The sequence below is a fragment of the Asticcacaulis solisilvae genome (assembly GCF_017875235.1).
GTDB classification, from domain to species: domain Bacteria; phylum Pseudomonadota; class Alphaproteobacteria; order Caulobacterales; family Caulobacteraceae; genus Asticcacaulis; species Asticcacaulis solisilvae_A.
Window position 1 is genome coordinate 266,421 of record NZ_JAGGMI010000001.1, and the last position, 19,960, is coordinate 286,380.

Genomic DNA, 19,960 nt, shown 5'->3' on the forward strand with positions numbered 1-19,960 from the left:
TTCATAAAGCGCGGCGGTGCCTGATCGCCGCGCCGCCTCGCCTGTTGCGCGAAAAAAGCGCGCATGGCGCGCAAATCCCTATCGAACCTTGATTTGGGGCGTCCTAAGAGGTCGCTGGCCGAACTTTCCGGCCACTATTTCAGACAGGACATACCCAATGAAAACCGCGCTCATTGCCGCCTGCCTTGCTGGCGCCGCCCTCGCCCTGCCCGCCTTTGCCGATGACGCCCATAAGGGTGACATGGGACACAAGATAGGGATGATGGACACCAACAAGGATGGCATGATCAGCCATGACGAACACAAGGCTGCCATGGATAAAAAGTTCGCCGGCGCCGACACCAACAGTGACGGCATGCTGTCGGCAACCGAAATGTCGGCGAAGAAGCTGGATATGAAGGACTCCAACAACGACGGCTCGGTCAGCCGCGACGAATTTAACGCCGCAGGCGAGGAAAAGTTCACGGCGGCCGACACGAACAAGGACAATAGCCTGTCCAAGGACGAGATGATGGCCATGTGGAAGGCACATCATTAATTGATGCACAAAAGCCGGCGTTATCGCCGGCTTTTGAACTTTCGAATTGCTTTTATCATTTCTTTAGCGCCGTCATCTTTAGTGTTTTTGAACCGCACTATTGCTTCGCTATACACTTTTATTGCTTCTTTTTGACGACCTAATTTTTGTAATGCTAAGCCTTTATTAGCAGCAGCCCGTGCGAACACCTCATCGAAGGATGAGTCAGTCGTGAGTCCAAAGCGCGCGATCATGCTGTCACAAGCACTTATTGCTTCATCATTTCGATCTAGGTGTCTAAGCGCAACTGCTTTATTAACAAAGCTTTTAGCAACAATACTCTGCAAGTTTGCTTCAGAAGACGATCCAAAGTTGGCTATCAAGTCATCAAATACAGAAACGGCCTCATTAGAATTTTTCGCCTGCCCGTACATGCATGCCTTGTTAAAAAGCACTTTACATACTTGCTCACGCAACGTGGGGTCACTCGAGGCACCATAGCGCACAATCACTTCATTGTACGCGTTTAATTCTTCTTCCGAACGAGCAAGCCGACCTAACGTTATACCTTTATTTCCTAACGCTTTGGCTCTCCATATTTGCTCCTCCGGCTCGTTCGAATCGGAGAATCGTTCGACGATTCCTGTAAATGCAGCCATTCCTTCTGTAAGAGCGCCCGTTTCACACAACGCCCGACCATGAAGATGCTCAGCCTCCGCCCACTCAAGCTTGGTTTTAGCGACGGCAACCGCACGAGACGCAAAAATTAACGCTGCTTCAGCAGCGTTCCCATCTGGAGGCAAAAGTTTCTTTGCTTCTGACATCCAAAAAGCAAACCCTGGATCAGCCTGAGAAAGCCGAGGCAAATCAGAAGGCGGTACATCCGCTAGAGCAGAACTATTACCTTTGGCATCATGCATTTCTAGCCATTTTGCCAAATGGCTGTCTAACACATCCGCAAATTCTTCGAGCGTTTGGTAGTCACGAAAGAGGTATCGCTTGCTATCAATAATTTTCTGCCGGAACCTTAGAACAGGCGTTAATTGCTCTCCAGGATCGGCACACTTTCCTGGATCAACGGCTTTAAAGAAGAGCGCAATGTTACGAATCTGAGCGGTTTCATAAAGCTGCTCAGCCAGCTCCCACTCTTCTTCGGTACCACATTTGTCGCTGTTCCCGGTCTTAGACCCCCATCTGTCATGAAAAACAAAGACCGCGAAATCACACGTCCTCAGATCATCATTAATCAAAGCTTGGGGACGGCCAACACCTCCAATTGTATCCTCCCAGCCAACTGGGTGAAATAAAACATCACGTGCTAAGCCATGATCGGAGGAGCATTTTTGCAACCGGTCCCGAAACTTTTTACGTTCAGCTTGCAGCCCTCCTGGCGAGCCAACGAAGATGCGATATTGCGTAATCTGTTTGGGCATAACGCCGCTTGCCTCCCGCTACACGACAGGCGTAACAAAATGCTCGCAAGTTTCAACGATAAATTGCGATGTGGATCAATTAGTAAGCGGCTTTATACGAACCCCAAATTGGCCGTGCTGAAGTTGCGCAGGTTCGGGAATATGGTGTTGAGGTCACTGTTGTCGACCCCGAACCACGCGCCCAGCGTCGCAGCGTACTGATCGACCGAGGTCGTCGGCACGAAGGCGCTGCCGACCATGTCGGGATTGTCGAAGCCGTTGATATCCATGCCGACCGTCGGGAACTGGCCGTACATGTCCTGCCCCCTGACCGCGCCGCCCATGATCAGGTGGTGGCCGCCCCAGGCGTGGTCGGTACCGTCGCCATTGGTGTTGAAGGTGCGCGAGAAGTCGGACGCCGTAAAGGTCGTCACATTGGCGCGCATGTCGGCGCCACCGATATTGGCCAGTATGTCATCGAAATATTTCAGCGCCTGGGCCAGCTTGGCCAGGTTGTTCGGCTGGTCGCGGTTCTGGCTGTCGTGGGTGTCGAAGCCTCCGGCGCTGACCAGGAAGACCTGGCGCTTCAGGCCGAAGGTCGGGCCGGCTGCAATCATGCGCGCCACGGTCCGCAACTGCATGGCCAGCGCATTGGTCTCGGTCGTGTTCCGCGTCGGATTGGTATAGACGGGCGGTGACGGAATGTCGGTCACCACGGTCTGGCTGAACACGCTGTTGACCGTTGCCGCCGCCCCGACCGAACGGCCGGTGATCGCGGCGTAGTCATTGGCGAAGTCGCTGGACGCGCTCATGTCCATGATGATGTCCTTGAGCGCTGCGGGCGCGGACGTCGATCCGAACAGGTTGCCGGCCGAGACGCCGTTGACCGCTATGGCCGGCGTCGTCGTGGTGCTGAGCGGATACTGGATGACATTGCGCCCGGACAGAAAGACGGCGGTTCCGGTCGCAGTAATCGCGGTGAAGATGGTGTTGACGCCGTTCTGGCTGGCCAGGAGGTCGCCCATCTGCCCACCCCAGCCCAGCCGCGCGCCCTCGGTCGCGCCTGCCTGCCAGGTCGACTGCTGATCGTTGTGCGAATAGAGGCTGGCCGGCAGGGGAACGCTCCTCGCCTTGTACTGCGCCTTGGTCACCGGATTGATCAGGGTGCCGACATTGGCTAGCACCGCCAGCCGCCCGGCATTGAACAGGTCCTGCACCGGCGCCATCGCCGGATGCAGGGCAAAGGTGCGGGTCAAGGCCGAGGTTCCGGCAGGAACAGCCTGGGCCGTCAGGGGCACGATCGGCAGGACGCCGCCCCAGCCTTCCGGCCGGTCCAGTTGCGACGTCCGGCCTGTGACGGCGTTGACCTGTCCGACCGGCGTGACCGGCGTCCCGACAGGCATCAGCGCGATCGGGTCCGTGCCCTGGTTGCGGGCGGAGAAATACCGCCCCCAGGAGTCGCTGTCGGTCGGCAGCACCATATTGTTGGCGTCGTTGCCGCCATACATGAAGACGCAGACCAGCGCCCGGTAGTCATTGGCCGTAGCCGCGGCGGCGGAACCGGCCGCGGCCATCTGCAGGCCGAAGCCGGCGGCGGTGGTCAGGCCGGCCAAGCCGCCGGACATGCGAAGGAATTCGCGGCGATCGAGATGAGCGGTCATGGATAAATTACCGTTGCGCGATGTATTCGGGCGAAGCCAGGCTGAGAAAGACAGCCAGCTTGACGCGGTTGAGCTTGGCCGTATCGATCTGCGACTGGCTGGCCGTGCCGCCGGGAATGGTGATCCCGGTGACGGCGGCGCTGATTTTGGATCGCAGGCCGGCCGATTGTGTGCCGGCGTAAAGCACCAGGTTGAGACGGTCCAGCAGCGCCGGGACGTCCGTGGCCAGGGCGACTTCCTTGCTGTAGGCGGACCGGATATCGTTTCCGCTGCCGATGCCGGAGCCGACGGCGGCCTGCATGGTGTTGATATAGCCCGCCACCGAGACCTCGTCGGTCGCCTGGAATTCCGGCGCCAGCAGGCCCTTGGTGCCAAGAGCCGAGCGGGTCGGCACATAGCCCGGACGATAGAAGTTGAACACGGACGGCGAAGTCAGGGGCGATTGCCCCAGCGAGGTCGGCGCCGACGTCGCGCTCAGAAGCCAGTTGCCGCTCTGCGAGGCCGCTTCGAAGGTGCGCATCCAGTTGGCCAGGCGCACGATCGGCTCCTTAAGCTTGCCATAGGCGGCGTCGCCTGCCGAACGCGCCTCGCTGTCGAGCAGGATGGCCCGGACGACGGCGGCCATATCGCCGCGCACACCCGAACCGTTGTTGTTGAAGGTGGCGGCGACGCGACCGACATAGGCCGGGCTGGGGTTCGACGTCACCAGGCGCTGGATCAGCTGCTTTCCGATGAACGGGCCGACATTCGGATGGTTGAACAGGGTATCGAGGGCGGTTTTAACGTCGCCGACCGTATCGGCCGTGGTGGTGGCGGGAATATTTGTACCGAGGAAGCTCTTGGCCGATATCGAATGGTAGTTGTTATAGGCGATCATTGGCCGGATATGGCGATCGTCGTCCTTTGAGCCGCCGCTGAAGGTCGAATTGGTCGGCGTCGGATGATACCAGCTCAGTCCGGTAAAGACCTTGGCAAGGCCGTCGATGTCGTTCTGGCCATAGGTAGGCTGGGCGTTGCCGAACAGGTCGTTCTTCAGTGTTCCATCGTTATTCAGCAGATACAGGCCGATGGTCATCAGCTGCATGATTTCCCGGGCGTAGTTCTGGTCGGGATTGCGCCCGGTCCGGGTGTCTTCCTTCTGGTTGCCGCGATAGGTCAGGTACAGGCCCATGGCCGGGTGATAGGTTACGTCCTCCAGCAGGTCGCGGAAGTTGCCGAATGCGTGTTTGCCCAGCATGTCATAATATGAGGCATTGCCGCGCGGATCTTCGGTATCCGAGGCGAACGAAATGACAAAGATTTCCGACAGGGCGAACTTGACACGCTGACGCAACTGATCCGGCGCCGATGCGGCGAGGCTCCAGAAGCTTTCGTAGAACTGGCTGGCGCTGACGTTCGACGAAGGATTGGCGGCGCGGATTTCCGCCAGGCGGCGGTCCATCCAGGCAAGGTGCGGCGTCCCCGCGGACATGGCGACCTGCGCCGCGATCCAGTCGGAAAAGGTCGTGGTGGTGATGGCGGTAATGTCGGCGTCGGTGGCGCCGAAGCTGGCCTGCATGAGAAAACGGCTGGCCTCGGCCTGGGTCGGCCTGACGATAACGGGTGGCGGCGTCACGCCACCGCCTCCGCCCCCGCCTCCGGAGGAACCGCCGCCCCCTCCGCCGCCACAGGCGGTCAGCAGGGCCGTGCTGGACAAAGAAATTGCCGTTGCGACCTCTTTCCGTCGCATCAGCTTGCCGATAGTACGCCCGGCCTTACGCAAAACTGCACTCGTACGCATGATACTCGCCATAAACGCCCCCGCTTACAGTTTCTTTATATAATCGGTATCACAGGAATATGAATTAACGATTTCGTCAGGTGGCGAATCACGCGCTAACTACGTGTTTGTTTCGCATCTGCCGCCCCTTTGTGCGGATTGACTCGCCCGGCGCTTTGCTGTTGAAGGCGCGACATGCTCATCCAGTTCAAACGCCGCTTTTCCATGGCCCATCGCCTGCGCTTCGACCGCAATTCGAAGTGCATGACGCCGCACGGCCACAATGAGTTCGTGACCGTCGACCTGAAACCCAGGGCGGAGGCACGCGGTGTCGATTGGGGCGCGTCCAATTACGCCGCCAGCTTCGCCGACATGAAGCGCCACTGGCACGGCTTCGTCGATGATGCGCTCGATCATGCCTTCCAGCTGGGCCACGACGACCCGATGATCGGCTATTTTCAGATGCATGAGCCGGAACTGCTGCCGCGCCTGCTGATCATCCAGGGCGATCCTACGACCGAAGCCGTCGCCACGGCGCTCTACATGAAGCTCAACGCCATACTGGCCGTCCATCTGCCGGCCTTCGAATGCGTGCGTTTCGAGATCGAGGAAACGCCGACCAACAGCGTCATCCTGACATCCGGCGACATCGCCGCCTGCCCGATCCGGCTGGGGGAATGGTGCCACCGTCCCGACCTCAGCCTCAATGATCTCGTGCCGGCGGACGCCTGATATCCAGGTGTGACCGATCCGGCACCCTTTATGCCCGTTATGTAATTGCGGCTATGCAGTATGGCGCGCTCAGGCTAGGCTCAACCATCATCACTGCGTCCGAGTCCCATGAGCAAGCCCGCGCCCGCCAATCCGCCATTTCTCGCCGATCCGCGTAAGATCGTGTTCCTTAATTATCTGCTGCTGTTCCTGATGGTGCTGACGTTTGGTTTGACCGGCATTATCGCGCTCCTGATCGCCAGCTTCCGCGAGGACGACGCGCCCGACTGGCTGAAAAGCCACTATGTATTCCAGCGCCGAACCTTCTGGCTGGGGGTCGCGCCCATTGTCATCTGCTTCGTCGTCGGCCTTGTCCTGCGCGCCCAGGGCATCAGCAACCAGATCCTGTCGCTGGCCCTGGTCCTGGTCCCGCTCATCTACCTGGCCGGCCGCTGCGTGACCGGCTTCAATCACCTGCTCTACCACCGGCCCCACCCCAACCCGAAAAGCTGGATGGTCTAAGCTAGAGCGATATGCCAAAAAGTGTGCAGCGGTTTTTGGCGAATATCGCGACAAAACAAAATCTAGAGCGATATGGCGGTCCGAATTAAACGCATCATGCTCTAGGGACGCGGCGCCTTGCCGCCTTCCATTTCGAACAGGTTGACCGTGACGCCGTCATTGGTCACGTCGCCGGGCGCCTGGTCCGGCTTGCAGTCGCCGGTCCGCTTCGACTCGATGATGTAGTTTGTCACGCGGTTCATCTGCGGTATGGCGGCGCCGGTCGTCTGGACGCGCAGCTTCATGGTGTAGGCCGTGGCGAAATCGCCCGTGAAGGTTCCGGAATAGGCCTCCGCGCCGCCGTCCGGGACCCGGCAGGTCGTCATCACCTTCCAGCTGTCCGCGTCGATACGGCTGATCGACTTCGGCCCGCAGCGGTCGCCACCCAGGTCATTGCCGCGCAGGCCCAGACGGGCATCGGTCGCCCCGTCGATGCAGATTTGCAGGGTCTGGACGTCGTCGCTGCCATCTTCGCGCACTGATGTTTCCCACAGTCCCGGCTGACGCGCCGGCAGGACCTGCATCGGGCGCGGCGCGACGCTGACGGCGGACATCACCCTGACGGGTTCTGATTTTTTAGGGGGTTCGGGCTTCTTCCCGCATCCGCCAGCCATGGCTGTGACGGCAAGGACGCAACAAAACGCTGACCGGTAAACGGTCTTGGACATAGCGGATTCCCCTGAAAGTGGAAGCTAGAGGTAGGGGAATGCTTGAGTCCACTCCAGTCACATTTCCGCGTGAACGACCGCGAACAGGCAGTCGTCCACAGGGAAATTCAGGGATGGTCCTTAGTTCTTTTTCTTGGAAATGACCTGCAGGGTTTGCAGGGTACGCGGCAGTTCGTCGGCCAGACGGCGGCAGATTTCACGCGCGCCGATCGAGTAGACTTCGCCGCCGTCGGCGATTTCCGTCGCCATCTTGGCCGTGGCGTCGAGCAGCAGTTCGAACTCGCCGATCTGCTCACGCGCCAGGGCACGCGCCTCTTCCTGCAGGCGCTTGACGCGCTGGGTGCGGGTTTCGCGCGGCGCGGTGGCCACCGAGGTGACGATCTCTTCGCCGACGAGCTTGTGCGTCGCCACGGCGGTCGCCGCCATCTGCGCGGGCAGGCTGACCATCTTGTCACCGCTTCCGTTCTTGGCGCCGTTCATGGCTCCGTTGACGCCATTCACGCCGTTCGTGCCGTTGATCACGGGCCCCAGAGCGATCTCTTTAGAGACGGGCGGCACCACATTCAGTCTAGTCCTACGCATCCATTCACCCCAGTTGGCTCAGCGCCCGTTCAAAACGCCGCGCAAGTGTTGCCCGATGATTAAGACCAGACTAAAAAGTCACGGTTAATAATCGATTTATTTCGAGACACCGCCGGCCTGCCTGGTGCATGGGATGCACAGGCCGGGCCAGTCGCGCTTTCGTGAGGTTAAGGTCGCGCGATTTGATATAAAAATCCAGTATGAATATGTCCAAATAGGCCGTAATTCGCGCGTTTGGGGTGCGGTTGCGTATGGATTGAAACCTGTACGCAACACTTTCTTCCAATTTTCCGGAAACTTTTCACCCTTCGCAACGCCTTGGTTAATCTGGGTGTTAACCAGTGCACACAAATTTGTCGCAAATTCGCGATCAATCAATTCCCAAAATGGGGAAATAAAAACACCGTTCGTCTTACCGCACAATGCCCTGGCGCGCCAGCAAGGCCACATACCCGACAAGACAGGCCAGAATCACCGTGACAATCGCCGGCATTGGCCACATTACCCCCATGGCGGCGCGCCCGTCCGACAGGGCATAGGCATGAAAAACGTAAGCGGCCGTGCCCGCCGTGGCGACGCCCAGCAGAAGGCCTGCGAGCTTGCGACGGAACAGGAATGCGACGCCCCCCGCCAGCGCTCCCCATACCGAAACCGTCCAGGCCACGGTTACCCATATAGGCAGTGTGTTGAAATAGGCCACCTGCGCCGCCGTCATGCCGGATGACTCATAATAGGCGTCGCCCTGCACGACGCTCGAAACATAGTCGAACGTCGCCAGCCCGTTCCACAGTACCAGGACGAGGGCCACGGCCCAGAAATGCCAAGGCGCCCCCGGTTTATTGTCAGCGGTCATGATTGCCTCCCTTTGTCGATGACATGATCCACCGGCCAAACAGCACAACATGCGACTGGCGTCGTCCTTCCCTGCAGGCGAGAACCCGCCAGGACCTGACAGGCTCGCAAAAAATGCTATGGGTTGAAAAAGCAGAGGAAACAGCATGCAGGAGGCGGTGATTCTCATCACGATGGCGATGGCCCTGGGTCAGGCCGCGCTCTGCCTTAGCCTGCTCCTGATGCGTTCACGCGGCCCCGCTGACCTGCCGCTCGCGGCCGTATTCGTCGCCGCGCTTATGATCGCCCTCCCGCAGCCGGTGGCGGAGCTGTTTCCCTCAGCCGCGCCGCTCTTCACCGCCCTCAGCCTGCCAGCGCACCTGGGCATGGCACCGGCGCTATGGCTCTATGTCGAGGCGCTGACGGCGGAGACACCGTGGCATCCCCGGCGCCGTCACGCCTGGCACGCCATACCGGCCGCACTTGGCGTCCTGGCCCTGCTATGCGTCATCGCCCTGCCGGCGGCAGAGCGCGATGCCATGCTGGTGCGCGGTGAAATGGTGCCCTTACCTTTCGCCCTGTTCACCGCTGTCTTCATATTCGCACTGGTCCTGACCTGGATAGGCCAGACCGTCGCCTATGGCTGGCGCCTTCTCCGCCGCCTCGCCCGTTATCGCCTGCGGCTGATGGACCTCTTTGCCAATAACGACCAGAGGGAGCTTCGCTGGGTCAGCGTGCTTGTTATGATCATGGCGATCATCTGGGGACTGGCCCTGATCCAGGTCATTCTCGACAGCACCATCAACGTCGCGCTGATATCTCCCGCCTGGCTTCACGGTCTGGGCCTGATGGCCTTCTGGGCCTTTGCCGTCTGTGGGCTGCGGCAAAGCCCCGGCTTCGCGGGCCGCTACCTGCCCGAACCCGAAACTCCGGCGGCGCCCAAAACGCCTCAGCAGAAATATCAGAAATCCGCGCTTGGCCCCGAACAGGCCCGGCGCGTCGCCAGCCGCATTGAAGCCGCCATGCGCGAGGACCGGCTGTTTCTCGATCCCAACCTGTCCCTGCAGAAGCTGGCGGCGCATATCGCGGTCGCCCCCAACACCATCTCCCAGACCCTGAACGAGACTCTGGGCGAAAACTTCTTCGCCTATGTCAATCGCTGGCGCGTCGAAGCCGCCCAGCCCCTGATCCGGACAAGTGATCGGACGGTGCTCGATATCGCGCTCGAGGTCGGCTTCAACTCGAAGTCCGCCTTCTACAAGGCCTTCAAGGCGACGACCGGCGTCACGCCCGTCCAGTATAAAGAGAAGTCCTAATTCGGCTGGGCGCCGTCCAGCATATCCTTGGCGAACTCCAGGTCGAGCAGCTTGAGCCGCTTGATCTCGTCGCGCAGCCGGGCGGCGGTCTCGAACTCCAGATTGCCGGCGGCCTCGCGCATCTTGGCCTCAAGGTCCTTGAGCGTCGCCTGGAAGTTCGAGCCCATGAACGGCTTGGCGTCCTTTTCGGCCACGCCCATCGGCACCTGGACGCGGTCGCCCTTTTCGTACGGGCTGTCGAGGATGTCGCTGATGCCGCGCTTGACCGATTCCGGCGTGATGCCATGTTCGGCATTGTAGGCCTGTTGCTTCTCGCGGCGGCGGTTGGTTTCGGCGATCGCCCGCTCCATAGAGCCGGTCATCTTGTCGGCATAGAGGATGACGCGGCCGTCGACGTTCCGCGCCGCCCGGCCGATCGTCTGGATCAGCGAGGTTTCCGAACGCAGGAATCCTTCCTTGTCGGCGTCGAGGATGGCGACAAAGCCGCATTCCGGAATGTCGAGGCCTTCGCGCAGCAGGTTGATGCCGATTAGCACATCGAAGGCGCCCAGGCGCAGGTCGCGGATGATCTCGATCCGCTCAAGCGTATCGACATCGGAGTGCATGTAGCGGACGCGGACGCCCTGCTCGTGCATATAGTCGGTCAGGTTCTCGGCCATCTTCTTGGTCAGCACGGTGACCAGCGAGCGGTAGCCGTGCTTGGCGACCTCTCGAACCTCGGCGATGACGTCATCGACCTGGTTGAAGCCGTCCTTGTGCACCGGGCGGATCTCGACCGGCGGGTCTATCAGGCCGGTCGGGCGGATGACCTGTTCAGCAAAGACGCCGGAGGTCCGCTCCAGCTCCCAGTTGCCAGGCGTCGCCGACACATAGATCGACTGGGGCCGCATGGCGTCCCATTCCTCGAACTTCAGCGGGCGGTTGTCGATGCACGACGGCAGGCGGAAACCGTATTCGGCCAGGACCGACTTGCGCGCATAGTCGCCGCGATACATGCCGCCGATCTGCGATACCGAGACGTGGCTTTCATCGACGAACAGCAGGGCATTGTCGGGCAGGTATTCGAAGAAGGTCGGTGGCGGCTCGCCCGGACCGCGCCCGGTCAGGTAGCGCGAATAGTTTTCGATGCCGGCGCACGAACCCGTCGCCTGCATCATTTCGATGTCGAAGGTGGTGCGTTGCTCCAGGCGCTGCGCTTCCAGAAGCTTGCCCTCGGCGTGCAACTGCTCCAGGCGCGTCTTCAGTTCGGCCTTGATGCGATCGACCGCCTGGTTGAGGGTCGGGCGCGGCGTCACATAGTGGCTGGCGGCATAGACCTTCAGATCGCGCAGGTCGACAATCTTCTTGCCGGTCAGCGGGTCGAATTCGGAGATCGACTCGATCTCGTCGCCGAACATATTGATACGCCAGGCCCGATCCTCGTAGTGCGCCGGGAATATCTCGATGACGTCGCCGCGCCGGCGGAAGGTGCCGCGTTCGAACGCCTGGTCGTTGCGCTTGTATTGCAGCGCCACCAGGTCGGCGCGCAGCTGCGCCTCGTCGATCGTCTGGCCGACCTTCAGGTCGAAGGTCATGGCCGTGTAGGTCTCGACCGAACCGATGCCGTAGATACACGAGACCGACGCCACGACGATGACGTCGTCGCGCTCGAGGATCGCCCGCGTCGCCGAGTGGCGCATGCGGTCGATCTGTTCGTTGATCGACGAGTCCTTCTCTATATATGTGTCGGTGCGCGGGACGTAGGCTTCGGGCTGGTAGTAGTCGTAGTAGGAGACGAAATACTCGACCGCGTTGTCGGGAAAGAAGGCCTTGAACTCCGAATAGAGCTGCGCCGCCAGTGTCTTGTTGTGCGCCAGGATGAGGGCCGGCCGCTGGGTCTGCTCGATGATCTTGGCCATGGTGAAGGTCTTGCCCGAGCCCGTGACCCCCAGCAGGACCTGGTCGTGCTCGCGCGCCTCGATCCCCTGCAGCAGTTCGGCGATGGCGGTCGGCTGGTCGCCCGCCGGCTCATAGGGCGCGGCCAGCCGGAACTTGCGGCCGCCTTCGGACTTGTCGGGGCGCACGGGCCGGTGCGGCACCCAGGTCGCTGCCATGGGAGTAAAGTCGGCGATGAAAGCGCCGGAATTGTCGGAGAAGCCGGAAGGCGGTGCGGAACGGGGCATGAACGGCAACATAAGGACGGAGCAAAAAATTGAAAGAGGCAAGCGCATGCCTGTGGAAATCAAAAAAATTTGAGCCCCACCCTGCCCTTGCGGCAGCTTAACCATTACCCTGCCACCCGGCCACGCCAAAACTTGTCAGCGCCGTCGCCGGTCTTTCCGGATTTTTCACCACGATTCAGTCGCTTAAAATCGTAACCCGATCGGCTTCGGTTTCCGTTCTGGTAAAAATGCGGTCGAAATGCTTCCTTAACGGTTTCTTAAATTGAGTTTTAACTGAAGAGCGAAATGACTATAGTGTTTTCGGAAATAATAACGTTGAGAAAGTCCGTATAGATTAAATATCAAATACTGGCGAAAACATGTCAATATATGTGCGAATGACTGTCACAAACGCTCTGCATGTGCTTGCATAAAGAGCCGATAAAATACCAAACAACTATAGCTAACATCTTGTTAACCATAACTGAACACATTTTCGCCACAATTGGCCCGTAAGAGCCGGACTTGCCGGGCCCAGAGAGACGAGGTTTGCCACCCTTGTCCTGTCCGGCTACCCGATCTGGAGAAATGACGGATTCATTCTCCGGATGCCTTTCCGGGGGGCCTCTTTTGCCCTCGTCACACAGGATAGACAGCGTTGAGCTCGATAACCATGGCGCGCTACCGGATGCGCGCCCTTATGGCAGCATCTTCCATAGGCCTGCTGGTTGGCGCGTCCGCGGGCGCGGCCTATCTCGGCGGCCGCCTTGCGCGTCAGGCCGACGCCAGCAGCAATGCCGCCCGCGTCTTGCAAATGACCGAACTGAACGGCGACGTTTCGCCGTCTTCGGCCCTGGGCATCGCGCCTTTGAATCAAACCGCGCTTGGCATCGCCACGCGCTTCGCCCCATACGGCGGCATGTCCGGCGGTGCCGCGGAAGCTTCGGCGACCGCGCCGACCCTGGCCGCCATGCGCGTGTCCGAAGACATCCGTTCGCAGAAGGGCCTGGTGGTCCGCGCCAGCGAAACCGTTCCGGCCTCGCCGCTTGCCGCGCTCAAGACGACCCCGCTGGTCGCCTCGGTGCGTCCCGCCGCCGCCATGGTCTTCAAGAAGGCCAGCCAGAACGATTCGGACTGCCTGGCCCAGGCCGTTTACTACGAAGCGCGCGGCGAAGGCATCGACGGCATGCGCGCCGTCGCCCAGGTCATTCTCAACCGCGTCCGCCATCCGGCCTTCCCGAAGTCGATCTGCGGTGTCGTCTACCAGGGCGCCAACCGCCGCATCTCGTGCCAGTTCAGCTTTACCTGCAACGGCATGATGGGCCGTCCGGTGGAAGCCTATAACTGGCGCCGCTCGCGCGAAGTCGCCGCCGCCGCGCTGGAAGGCTACGTCATGAAGTCGGTCGGCACCGCCACCCACTTCCACGCCACCTATGTCGCGCCGGGCTGGTCCAACACCATGGTCCGCGTCGGCACGGTCGGCAGCCATGTCTTCTACCAGTTCCGCGGCCGTGGCTCGCGCATCGACAACAGCCTCGAGTCCGTTCAGACCTCAGAGTCTCCGGCGGTGCTGGTCCAGGCCAGCACGACCGAAACGGTCAAGCCGAGCGACGCCTTGAACGCGGCGCAGGTAACGGCTGCTCCGGCGGCGACACCCGCAACGACCGCGCCGACAGGCGAAGCCCGCGCCCAGCTGGTCTCGGCGGTCAACAAGGCGGACGCCGCCCAGAGTCAAGCCAAGGCCATCCCGGTCAAGACTGTCATCACCGGCAAGTCCGCCCAGGAAATCGTCGCGGAAGTAGCGCTGCGCCCCGAAGGTGGCACGCAGTAAGATCACACCGACCGATTCGTATCAAAGCCCGGCCATCGCGCCGGGCTTTTTATTTCATTCCAGGCAATGGGACACCGATGTCGGTCTTTGTCCCGATTTGCGACAAAATCGATAACGTTAGGATTTCAACAACCTTAATCTGACAGTTTGGCCCAAACGCACGCCATTCCCGCGTCCGCATAACAGATTGACAACCCATATCTACGTTAAGTCAGGGGCCAAAATGACGAAACAGAGTGCCACAAAGCCGGCTGTTGGACTGAATATCTCCAACTGGCCGTTCACCATCAAGTTCATGGCGCCCGCAGCCGTGGCGACCGCCGTTATGGCGATCCTGACCGGCGGCGCCATCTATGTCATGAACGGCCAAGGCCAGACCATCGACCGCATCAACAATGTCGCCATGCCGGAAATCGTAAAGATCGCCGACATCAAGGCCGACATCAAGGAAGCCAACGGCGACCTGTACAACGCCCTGCTGACCAAGGCGACCAATCCGGGCGCCAATGCCTCGGCTGACGTCGCCAAGGTTACCGAGGATCTCGGCAAGATTTCGGACCGCGTCAAGCAAAGCGCCGACACGGCAACGGATGCGACGCAAAAGAAGCAACTGAACGATCTGAACAAGGAAGTGAAGACATATAAGGAAGCCGTCGAATTCGCCGGCTCCGTCATGGACGTCGATTTCGCTTCGGTCGGTCCGATGATGTCGCAGTTCGACGACGGCTACGCCAAGATGTCGGACCTGTCGGACAAGATCATCGAAGGCAGCAAGACCTCCGCCGCCAAGGCGGCCGCCGACGCCAAGGCTGCACAGGCAACCGGCATCACCTTCCTCACCATCTTCGCCGTCATCATGGCGTGCTTGTCGGGCGGCATCGCCTTCCTGTTCTCGCGCATGACCGTCAACGGCATCAACCGCATCGCCAAGACGACCGAGGAACTGGCCAACGGCAACCTCAATGTCGACATCCAGGCCCTGGCCCGCAAGGACGAACTGAAGTCGGTCGTCGACAGCCTCAACGTGTTCAAGTCGAATGCCGAGGAAAAGGAACGCCTGATGGCGATCGAGGCGGCCACCGCCAAGACCCGCGAAGAGCGCGCCCGTCAAATGTCCGAACTGGCCGAACGCTTCCGCCACGAAGCCCAGGATATGCTGGACGCCCTGTCCAATGCGGCCTCGGACCTCGACGCCAACGGCCGCACCCTGCTGACCATTGCCGGCGAGAATGAGCGCCGTTCGCAATCGGCCGTGTCGTCGATCCGCAACTCGGCCGACAACGTCCAGAACGTCGCCTCGGCCACGACCGAACTGTCGGCCTCGATCGGCGTCATCGGCGACCAGGCCGTCCGCTCGGTGGAAATCGCCGCCGAAGCCGTGTCGGAAGCCGACCGTACCAACGAGTCCATGGCTGAACTGAGCCGCGCCGCCGACCAGATCGGTGAGGTCGTCGACCTCATCAACGCCATCGCCCAGCAGACCAACCTGCTGGCCCTGAACGCCACGATCGAATCCGCCCGCGCTGGTGAAGCCGGCAAGGGCTTCGCGGTCGTCGCCTCGGAAGTCAAGTCGCTGGCCCAGCAGACCGCCAAGGCCACCGATGAAATCCGCGATCGCATCAAGGACATCCAGGCGGCCGCGCAGAATGGCGTCAACGCCATTCGCGGCATCGGCGAGACCATCAAGCACATGAACGAAATCGCTTCGTCCATCGCCGACTCGGTCCATCAACAGGGCGACGCCACCAACGAAATCGCGCGCAACGTCAACGAAGCGTCGGACGGCACCTCGATGGCCTCGTCTTCGGTCGCCCAGCTGTCGGCTTCGGCGGCGGACACCGAAAAGGCTTCGACCGAAATGCTCGGCGCCGCAAACCAGCTGACCAAGCGCACGGAAGCCATGAGCGAGAACATCCGCCGCTTCCTGGCGGAACTGACCGCGGCTTAAAAACGCCGGTCCAGCCGACCTCGCAAGGCCCTGCAGGCCGGCCCGGACTGACAACAAGGAGACGCTGGCAACAGCGTCTCCTCAGGCTACTGACAAACCCCCTATCTTTTTTGAGAAGGGCCAATTGCCACAATTTGATTCCGATATGTTCACCGCTTGATTCCGAGACGTTCCGTGAATCAGGTGGCAATATACCGCATGAAAATTGTCCACAGACTTTGTCAGCAGCCTGAGGAGACGCTGGCAACAGCGTCTCCTTTTTTTGTTGCAAAAATTTTGCTGCAACCGCGAAATGATTCACGTCGTATTAAACCTGAAGTCGTAAGAAGCGCTTCGTGACTGACACCGATGTCACCGCTACCGCCGTAGCGCTCCCGTAGAATCGCGTACTGAGAAAGACTCTGCAAAATGCGTAACCTGTCCCGCAATGTCCTCCTGGCCGCCACGGCCGCCCTCGCCTTCTCCTTCACCGCCGCAAGCGCCTTCGCCGAGTGCGACGAAGGTCAGGAAACCCAGATCGGCAAGGCCATCGCTTCGGCCGCCGCCGCCAAGATCACTCCGGTCCTGAACGGAACCGGCAAGCAGATGCTGTCGCTGGAAACCTGCGATGCCGCCGGCGCCAAGGTCAGCGCTGAATTCAAGTACAACATCATTGGCGCCGATGGCCTTTACTGGGCCGAAGGCAAGGCCAAGCTGGCCGGCGGCGCCGTCGCCGAGCTGACCCTGACCAAGCTGAGCCCGAACCTGGCCTCGGCTTCGGCTTCGAAGGGCGTTAAGCTGGCCGCCAACTAAGCCTGTGTCGCAGCGCAAAATAAGCGGAGGCCATATAAACTGGCCTCCGCTTTTTTGTGTCCGCGTTTGGCGCGATGGTCGCCGCGTTCAATAATCTTATTGTGTGAGCCGATTACGTTTTCAGGCAACGACATGAAACGGGTAAAAAGCTAGTCGTGCGGTAAAATGGGCCGAAAAATTTTTTGGTCAGATGCCGGCGCGGTATTCACCATTAATTATTTGGTCCTTGAGGACAAGGCCCTGCTTTCGGCCGCGTTAATCAAGCTTGCCCAGGGGTTTACAGGCCAGTTTACTGAAACTTATCCTATTTCGTTTAGTCTGGCCCTACCCTGAAGAACATCAAGGAGTTACCCAGATGATCAAAAACCTTATTATCGCTGGCGGTATTGCCGCCATGGCCCTCACCGCCGGCAGCGCCTTCGCCGGCGAATGCAGCGAAGACCAGGAAGCCACCGCCGGTATGCTGGCCGCTGGTGTCGGCAAGGCCGCCGTCTCCAAGGTCATCGCCGTCACCGGCAAGCAGATGGTCAACATCTCGAGCTGCGACTTCCGCGCCGGCAGCTACATCGTTGACTTCAAGTACAATTTTCTGGCGGCTGACGGCCTGTACTGGGTCGAACTGAACGCCAAGTTTGACGGCACGGGCGGCAACGCCACGACCAAGGTCAACAAGGCCAGCCCGAACATGGCCGCGGCGGAAGCCAAGGCCGGCGTCAAGCTGGCTTCGAACTAAGCTTGACCCGACAGAGCAACGGAGCTTCCCGCTCCGCCTGGTGAATTCAGGGATGCTGACATGATAAGGCCCTCCGCATGCGGAGGGCCTTATTTATTTACCGGTTCAGCGCCGCCTTACTTGCGTTCGAACGGCCGGAAGTCCTGCGGACGGCTGATATTGCGCGGCGATTTGTCCGAACCCGATCGTGGACTGCCAAACAGGCCGCCAAACAGGGCAAACGAAGTCATTGCATGTTGTTTCTTGTCTTGGTCTTGCATGGTTTTGCGTCTCCTTTTCCTAATGCACACGGACCAGAAGACGCGTCGCAAACTCCCAGGGGCTTTCACCCTCACAGCCGTCGTCGCGTCGAAGTTGAGTGTGCCACAATTGAACAGGATTGCAATCATTAATCCGAATACGGATCAATTAATTTTCTACATTGTCATTATATAATTGATATTATTGAATATAATTTTTCCGCAAATTCAATTTCATGCGATTCTTAGCCAAGAAGGCTTTTAACGGACATGTTCACGCTAAACTAACCCTATGGGCCTATGCTGCCCACGAACCCAGAAGGGGTTTGCGTCAGGAGTTCTCCGCGTCCTATGTCCAAATCGGTCATTGTCCTGGGCAGCGCCGTTGTGTCCGCCATTGCCGCCTGCTTTGGCATGCTGTCTCTCAGCGACGGCTTCCGTAGTCCGCAGACCCATGCCACATCCGTCGTCGTGGCCTCCCCCGTCGCGTCGGAAACCCGTTCGGAAGCCGATACGGCCAATCCGCATACCACCGCGATACCCAAGGCGGCGGACGGTCATTTCTGGGCCAATGCGGTCGTCAATTCCAAGGCGGTGCGCCTGCTGGTCGATACCGGCGCCACCGTCGTCGTCCTGACACCTGCCGATGCCCAGCGCCTGGGCTTCGACCTCAAGACCCTTCCCTTCGATCACACGGTGTCCACCGCCAATGGCGAAACCACGGCCGCCCTGGTCAACCTGGCCAAGGTCGGAGTAGGCCAGAGCGAAGTGCGCAATGTCGATGCGCTGATCGTCAAGGACGGGCTGGAAACCTCGCTGCTGGGCATGAGCTATCTCGGCCGTTTGAGCCGGTTCGAGGCGACACCGTCGAGCCTGATCCTGCATCCGTAGCGCTTCTGTCCAGCAGACGCTTTTTTTTACCACGAACCACACGAACAGACACAAACGTTTTTATGTCCGTGCCTATTCGTGTGGTTCGTGGTTATCCCTTAAGCCTTCTCCGCCTCATACGCCTCACGCCGCAGACGGCCCGCCTCAATCGCATCGCGCACGGCATCGATGGCGCGGTCCAGCACCTCGAGCCCTGCCCCCGGCGCGATCGCATCGACGGTCATGATACGCCGGAAGGCGCGAGCACCGGGTAAACCATGCATAACCCCCAGCATGTGCCGCGCCATGTGCGGCAAAGGCGTTCCGGCTTCAAGCTGCGCCTGCATGTACGGCCGGTAAGCCTCCAACGCCGCGAAAGGGCCGACATCATCGCCTTCGCCAAAGAAGCGCCGATCGACCTGCCCCAGCAGCGCCGGCTCATGATAGGCCGCCCGCCCCAGCATCACGCCGTCAACGTGCTGAAGATGCGCTTCGGCCTCATCCAGCGTGCCGATCCCGCCATTGATGCTGATGATCAGGTCCGGGTGGCTGCGTTTCAGTTCGTAGACCAGTTCGTAGTCGAGCGGCGGCACGTCGCGGTTTTCCTTGGGCGACAACCCTTTCAGCCACGCCTTGCGCGCATGAACGATAAAGGTGCCGACACCGGCGGTTTTACAGGCCTCGACCAGGGCGAACAGGCTGTCACGCGGCTCCTGGTCGTCGACGCCGATGCGGCACTTGACCGTGACCGGCAGGCGCGTCGCTTCGCGCATCGCCCGCATGCTGTCGGCGACCAATTGCGGCTCACGCATCAGGCAGGCGCCGAACGATCCCGACTGCACGCGATCGGACGGACAGCCGCAGTTGAGATTGACCTCGTCATAGCCCCAGTCTTCGGCGATCCTGGCGCATTGCGCCAGCTCAAGGGGCTCGGAACCGCCCAGTTGCAGGGCCACCGGGTGTTCGACATCGGAGAAACCCAGCAATCGCTCGCGGTCGCCGTGAATGACAGCCTTGGATGTTACCATCTCGGTATAGAGCAAGGCGCGCCGCGTCAGGACACGATGGAACGCCCGGCAATGCCGGTCAGTCCAGTCCATCATGGGCGCCACACTGAATCTATACGACTGATTTTCGGCCATTTTTAAGCAAACTCAACGAACTAAAGCGAAAACCGACACACCTGGAAAGACGCAAAGACGGCCTTTCGGCGCACGGATCGACCTTCATATCGAGGATATGACGGGGGTTGGCAAGCTTTCGGGGAATCAAAGGCGTTCAACCTGGACCGGCCTGCCGCCCCGTCGCCGACAGGCAACCCGTTCCAGACCGGTTCACTTCAAGAGCGGGCGAACAGGGGAGGTCCGGCCCTAGAGCGATATGCCAAA

At 60.1% G+C, this 19,960-nt stretch carries 17 protein-coding genes; 9 read left to right on the forward strand and 8 right to left on the reverse strand.

Annotation, left to right across the window (positions count from 1 at the left end; translation table 11 throughout):
- The first annotated feature begins 157 nt into the window (after nucleotides 1–157).
- Nucleotides 158–538, forward strand: coding sequence for an EF-hand domain-containing protein (locus tag J2X24_RS01365; protein ID WP_209716412.1), 381 nt, complete (start codon nucleotides 158–160; stop codon nucleotides 536–538).
- A 20-nt stretch (nucleotides 539–558) separates the two neighbouring features.
- Here the strand turns inward: J2X24_RS01365 and J2X24_RS01370 are convergent, their stop codons facing one another.
- The 3 genes from J2X24_RS01370 to J2X24_RS01380 form a co-directional block, all read right to left on the reverse strand.
- On the reverse strand, nucleotides 559–1,950 hold the full coding sequence (locus J2X24_RS01370; protein ID WP_209715482.1) for a DUF4062 domain-containing protein: 1,392 nt from the start codon (nucleotides 1,948–1,950) through the stop codon (nucleotides 559–561).
- A 92-nt stretch (nucleotides 1,951–2,042) separates the two neighbouring features.
- The gene (locus J2X24_RS01375; RefSeq protein ID WP_209715484.1) at nucleotides 2,043–3,590 is read right to left on the reverse strand and encodes a DUF1501 domain-containing protein; all 1,548 of its coding nucleotides are present in this window, start codon (nucleotides 3,588–3,590) and stop codon (nucleotides 2,043–2,045) included.
- Between the two features lie 7 nt (nucleotides 3,591–3,597).
- Nucleotides 3,598–5,370 carry a DUF1800 domain-containing protein gene (locus tag J2X24_RS01380; protein ID WP_245344354.1) on the reverse strand — a complete coding sequence of 591 codons (1,773 nt, stop codon included), beginning with the start codon at nucleotides 5,368–5,370 and terminating at the stop codon, nucleotides 3,598–3,600.
- Nucleotides 5,371–5,544: 174 nt separating this feature from the next.
- On the opposite strand from J2X24_RS01380, the gene J2X24_RS01385 reads away from it, so the two are divergent.
- Together J2X24_RS01385 and J2X24_RS01390 are read left to right on the forward strand one after the other, a co-directional pair.
- Nucleotides 5,545–6,081, forward strand: coding sequence for a 6-carboxytetrahydropterin synthase (locus tag J2X24_RS01385; RefSeq protein WP_209715487.1), 537 nt, complete (start codon nucleotides 5,545–5,547; stop codon nucleotides 6,079–6,081).
- A 108-nt stretch (nucleotides 6,082–6,189) separates the two neighbouring features.
- Nucleotides 6,190–6,582, forward strand: coding sequence for a hypothetical protein (locus tag J2X24_RS01390; RefSeq protein ID WP_209715490.1), 393 nt, complete (start codon nucleotides 6,190–6,192; stop codon nucleotides 6,580–6,582).
- 101 nt (nucleotides 6,583–6,683) lie between these two features.
- Here J2X24_RS01390 and J2X24_RS01395 read toward each other — a convergent pair whose 3' ends face one another.
- The 3 genes from J2X24_RS01395 to J2X24_RS01405 all read right to left on the reverse strand — a co-directional run bounded on the left by J2X24_RS01395 (nucleotide 6,684) and on the right by J2X24_RS01405 (nucleotide 8,724).
- Nucleotides 6,684–7,175 (reverse strand): DUF3617 domain-containing protein, encoded by a 492-nt coding sequence (locus J2X24_RS01395; protein WP_209715492.1) that lies wholly within the window; start codon nucleotides 7,173–7,175, stop codon nucleotides 6,684–6,686.
- Nucleotides 7,176–7,409: 234 nt separating this feature from the next.
- Nucleotides 7,410–7,871, reverse strand: a complete 462-nt coding sequence (locus J2X24_RS01400) for a hypothetical protein (RefSeq protein ID WP_245344355.1) — start codon at nucleotides 7,869–7,871, stop codon at nucleotides 7,410–7,412.
- A gap of 412 nt (nucleotides 7,872–8,283) precedes the next feature.
- Nucleotides 8,284–8,724: a hypothetical protein gene (locus J2X24_RS01405; protein ID WP_209715495.1), complete on the reverse strand. Its 441-nt coding sequence runs from the start codon at nucleotides 8,722–8,724 to the stop codon at nucleotides 8,284–8,286.
- A 145-nt stretch (nucleotides 8,725–8,869) separates the two neighbouring features.
- On the opposite strand from J2X24_RS01405, the gene J2X24_RS01410 reads away from it, so the two are divergent.
- Entirely contained in the window at nucleotides 8,870–10,018 is a 1,149-nt protein-coding gene (locus J2X24_RS01410) for a helix-turn-helix domain-containing protein (RefSeq protein ID WP_209715498.1), read from the forward strand.
- On the opposite strand, the gene uvrB is transcribed toward J2X24_RS01410, so the two are convergent.
- Nucleotides 10,015–12,180: an excinuclease ABC subunit UvrB gene (gene uvrB / locus J2X24_RS01415; RefSeq protein WP_209715501.1), complete on the reverse strand. Its 2,166-nt coding sequence runs from the start codon at nucleotides 12,178–12,180 to the stop codon at nucleotides 10,015–10,017. The two genes, J2X24_RS01410 and uvrB, sit on opposite strands and share 4 nt — an antisense overlap.
- 679 nt (nucleotides 12,181–12,859) lie before the next feature.
- Here uvrB and J2X24_RS01420 point away from each other — a divergent pair.
- The 5 genes from J2X24_RS01420 to J2X24_RS01440 all read left to right on the forward strand — a co-directional run bounded on the left by J2X24_RS01420 (nucleotide 12,860) and on the right by J2X24_RS01440 (nucleotide 18,593).
- Nucleotides 12,860–13,990: a cell wall hydrolase gene (locus J2X24_RS01420; protein WP_245344356.1), complete on the forward strand. Its 1,131-nt coding sequence runs from the start codon at nucleotides 12,860–12,862 to the stop codon at nucleotides 13,988–13,990.
- Between the two features lie 223 nt (nucleotides 13,991–14,213).
- On the forward strand, nucleotides 14,214–15,938 hold the full coding sequence (locus J2X24_RS01425; protein ID WP_209715504.1) for a methyl-accepting chemotaxis protein: 1,725 nt from the start codon (nucleotides 14,214–14,216) through the stop codon (nucleotides 15,936–15,938).
- 408 nt (nucleotides 15,939–16,346) lie between these two features.
- Nucleotides 16,347–16,730, forward strand: coding sequence for a hypothetical protein (locus J2X24_RS01430; protein ID WP_209715507.1), 384 nt, complete (start codon nucleotides 16,347–16,349; stop codon nucleotides 16,728–16,730).
- A 355-nt stretch (nucleotides 16,731–17,085) separates the two neighbouring features.
- Entirely contained in the window at nucleotides 17,086–17,463 is a 378-nt protein-coding gene (locus J2X24_RS01435; RefSeq protein WP_209715510.1) for a hypothetical protein, read from the forward strand.
- A gap of 590 nt (nucleotides 17,464–18,053) precedes the next feature.
- Nucleotides 18,054–18,593, forward strand: a complete 540-nt coding sequence (locus J2X24_RS01440) for a TIGR02281 family clan AA aspartic protease (protein WP_209715513.1) — start codon at nucleotides 18,054–18,056, stop codon at nucleotides 18,591–18,593.
- Nucleotides 18,594–18,691: 98 nt separating this feature from the next.
- Here the strand turns inward: J2X24_RS01440 and dusA are convergent, their stop codons facing one another.
- Nucleotides 18,692–19,714, reverse strand: coding sequence for a tRNA dihydrouridine(20/20a) synthase DusA (gene dusA / locus J2X24_RS01445; protein WP_209715516.1), 1,023 nt, complete (start codon nucleotides 19,712–19,714; stop codon nucleotides 18,692–18,694).
- Nucleotides 19,715–19,960 lie beyond the last annotated feature (246 nt).

Bases quoted from the DNA above. Each gene is read 5' to 3' on its own strand.
- J2X24_RS01365 (WP_209716412.1), top strand. From the start codon at position 158: ATGAAAACCGCGCTCATTGCCGCCTGCCTTGCTGGCGCCGCCCTCGCC.
- J2X24_RS01370 (WP_209715482.1), bottom strand. From the start codon at position 1,950: ATGCCCAAACAGATTACGCAATATCGCATCTTCGTTGGCTCGCCAGGA.
- J2X24_RS01375 (WP_209715484.1), bottom strand. From the start codon at position 3,590: ATGACCGCTCATCTCGATCGCCGCGAATTCCTTCGCATGTCCGGCGGC.
- J2X24_RS01380 (WP_245344354.1), bottom strand. From the start codon at position 5,370: ATGCGTACGAGTGCAGTTTTGCGTAAGGCCGGGCGTACTATCGGCAAG.
- J2X24_RS01385 (WP_209715487.1), top strand. From the start codon at position 5,545: ATGCTCATCCAGTTCAAACGCCGCTTTTCCATGGCCCATCGCCTGCGC.
- J2X24_RS01390 (WP_209715490.1), top strand. From the start codon at position 6,190: ATGAGCAAGCCCGCGCCCGCCAATCCGCCATTTCTCGCCGATCCGCGT.
- J2X24_RS01395 (WP_209715492.1), bottom strand. From the start codon at position 7,175: ATGTCCGCCGTCAGCGTCGCGCCGCGCCCGATGCAGGTCCTGCCGGCG.
- J2X24_RS01400 (WP_245344355.1), bottom strand. From the start codon at position 7,871: ATGCGTAGGACTAGACTGAATGTGGTGCCGCCCGTCTCTAAAGAGATC.
- J2X24_RS01405 (WP_209715495.1), bottom strand. From the start codon at position 8,724: ATGACCGCTGACAATAAACCGGGGGCGCCTTGGCATTTCTGGGCCGTG.
- J2X24_RS01410 (WP_209715498.1), top strand. From the start codon at position 8,870: ATGCAGGAGGCGGTGATTCTCATCACGATGGCGATGGCCCTGGGTCAG.
- uvrB (WP_209715501.1), bottom strand. From the start codon at position 12,180: ATGCCCCGTTCCGCACCGCCTTCCGGCTTCTCCGACAATTCCGGCGCT.
- J2X24_RS01420 (WP_245344356.1), top strand. From the start codon at position 12,860: ATGGCAGCATCTTCCATAGGCCTGCTGGTTGGCGCGTCCGCGGGCGCG.
- J2X24_RS01425 (WP_209715504.1), top strand. From the start codon at position 14,214: ATGACGAAACAGAGTGCCACAAAGCCGGCTGTTGGACTGAATATCTCC.
- J2X24_RS01430 (WP_209715507.1), top strand. From the start codon at position 16,347: ATGCGTAACCTGTCCCGCAATGTCCTCCTGGCCGCCACGGCCGCCCTC.
- J2X24_RS01435 (WP_209715510.1), top strand. From the start codon at position 17,086: ATGATCAAAAACCTTATTATCGCTGGCGGTATTGCCGCCATGGCCCTC.
- J2X24_RS01440 (WP_209715513.1), top strand. From the start codon at position 18,054: ATGTCCAAATCGGTCATTGTCCTGGGCAGCGCCGTTGTGTCCGCCATT.
- dusA (WP_209715516.1), bottom strand. From the start codon at position 19,714: ATGGCCGAAAATCAGTCGTATAGATTCAGTGTGGCGCCCATGATGGAC.